Annotated in this window: 2 protein-coding genes; both read left to right on the top strand. The window is 35.8% G+C overall.

Annotated elements, in window-relative coordinates:
- Positions 1-92: 92 nt before the first annotated feature.
- A complete protein-coding gene (gene istA / locus WD019_RS21510; RefSeq protein WP_425712787.1) occupies positions 93-1,382 on the top strand; it encodes an IS21 family transposase in 1,290 nt (429 codons plus the stop codon).
- Positions 1,375-2,127 carry an IS21-like element helper ATPase IstB gene (gene istB / locus WD019_RS21505; protein WP_425712786.1) on the top strand — a complete coding sequence of 251 codons (753 nt, stop codon included), beginning with the start codon at positions 1,375-1,377 and terminating at the stop codon, positions 2,125-2,127. The genes istA and istB overlap by 8 nt, the downstream gene beginning before the upstream one ends.
- Positions 2,128-2,180: the final 53 nt, after the last annotated feature.

Here is a 2,180-nt window from a genome sequence, read left to right as displayed (position 1 = left end):
TATAAATGCTAATTTAAATATGTACAAAAATGATTGCATAAGAATGTACAGTTTTGGGTAGTACATGGCATACTCTTCTCGAGGTGGAGAGGATGTATGTTCAACTAGATATTACAACAAATATAGAAATCACAAGTCTTTCGGACTTACCAAAACTTAAACTTCTTATGGAGAGCCTGAATATGAAAATAAACAAAAGTAAATTAGCTCGAGAGTTGAATGTAGATCGGAGGACAGTTGATAAATATTTGAATGGATATGTTCCTCAAAAGAAACGAGACAGAAGATCTAAGATAGATGATTATTACGGAGTAATAAAGCTACTCCTTTCCAAAGAGTCAAAGCAAAGATTTTATTATAAACGTATTCTCTGGCAGTATTTAAAAGATAATCATGGACTGGAATGTTCCCAGTCAGCTTTTAGAGCCTACATAGCTCGTAAACCAGAGTTCCAAGCATACTTCAGTGAGGGGAAACGTACAGAATCTGTTCATTCCATAGTCCGATATGAAACCCTTCCGGGTGAACAAGCACAAGTAGATTGGAAGGAGAATATTCGGTATATAACAAAAGATGGAGAAATTCTTTATGTAAATGTGGCTGTTTTTCTTTTGTCCTATTCTCGATTTAGGGTCTTTCATTTAACCATATCAAAGTCACAAAGCATCTTATTGTCCTTTTTGACGGAAAGCTTTGAAGCCATTGGAGGAGTGCCTCAAAACCTTGTGACGGACAATATGAAAACAGTAATGGATGAACCACGAACCGAGTATTCAAAGGGAATAGTGAATGAACGTTTTGGTCAATTCGCGAAGGATTTTGGATTTAAAGTAAGGCCTTGTATTGCAGGACGGCCAAGGACGAAGGGGAAAGTTGAAACTCCAATGAAATTGATAGATGAGATTCATGCCTATCAGGGGAAACTTGATTACGAGGAGCTTCATGCGTTTGTGCAGAGCCTTTGTGAACGGATTAACCACAGTTACCATCAAGGTACGGGGAAAATACCCGTACTAGCCTTTGAACAAGAAAAAAATCTCTTACTGCCCCTGCCAAGAAAGCAAATAAGAGATTCTTATAAGATCCACCATAAACTTGTAAAAGTAAATTCCGCAGGCATGATTACTTATAAATCAAACCAGTATTCAGTTCCAGCTGAATACAAAGGGAAAACCGTTGGTTTACAAGTATATGATAATCAAATCCATGTCTATTATAACACGGAATTAATCGCTACACACGAGGTCAGCCAAATCAAACTTAATTACAAGGAAGACCACTATGTTGAGGCACTTTCAAGAGGTCTTCCGCATTTTCCGGATATTGATGAGCTAGCTAAAAATAACTTACGAGCGATTAATGAGGTGTATAAAAATGAATAGTAGTTATCAACAATTGATGCAAAACCTTGAGTATTTAAAATTAAAACAGATGATTGACCATCTTGGAGAAACCATTGATTTTGGAATGAGTAATCAATTATCTTTTGTAGATACACTTTTAAAACTTACAAATTATGAAATTGATATGCGAGAAAAAAATATGGTTAACTCAATGGTCAAGGTGGGGGCTTTCCCTCACCGCAAAGAGATAAAGGATTTTGATTTCAATTTTCAACCATCAGTAAATAAGCAGCAAATCCTTGATTTTACAACATTACGCTTTCTCGAAGAGAAAGAGAATATCGTATTTTTAGGACCAAGTGGAGTGGGAAAAACGCACTTAGCTACGTCCATAGGTATCGCAGCAGCCAAGAAACGAACCAGCACCTATTTTATAAAGTGTAATGAATTAATCCTACAATTAAAACGAGCAAAATTGGAAAATCGCTTAGAAAGTCGATTAAAGCATTACGGAAAATATAAGTTATTGATTATTGATGAAATTGGATACCTGCCAATTGATCGTGAAGATGCCAAATTGTTCTTCCAGCTAATTGATCTAAGATATGAGAAAAAAAGCACCATATTAACCACAAATGTAAGCTTTAAGCAGTGGGATGAGGTATTCCAGGATACCAAAATAGCAAATGCCATATTGGACCGGGTCTTACACCACGCAACAGTTGTGAATATAATTGGTGATTCGTATCGTATTAAGAATCATTTAGAAAAGGAAAACGAGTAATTTTGTACATCCTTAAACAATCAAAAATGTACACACTTAGCTTGACATTTACA

This window comes from Fictibacillus sp. Mic-4 (assembly GCF_049843615.1).
Lineage (GTDB): Bacteria > Bacillota > Bacilli > Bacillales > Fictibacillaceae > Fictibacillus_A > Fictibacillus_A gelatini.
The sequence above is the reverse complement of the archived record's forward strand: the minus strand, read 5'-3'. Positions and strand labels throughout refer to the sequence as shown.

Excerpts from the sequence above, each read along its gene's own strand:
- istB (WP_425712786.1), top strand. The coding sequence starts at position 1,375 with ATGAATAGTAGTTATCAACAATTGATGCAAAACCTTGAGTATTTAAAA.
- istA (WP_425712787.1), top strand. The coding sequence starts at position 93 with ATGTATGTTCAACTAGATATTACAACAAATATAGAAATCACAAGTCTT.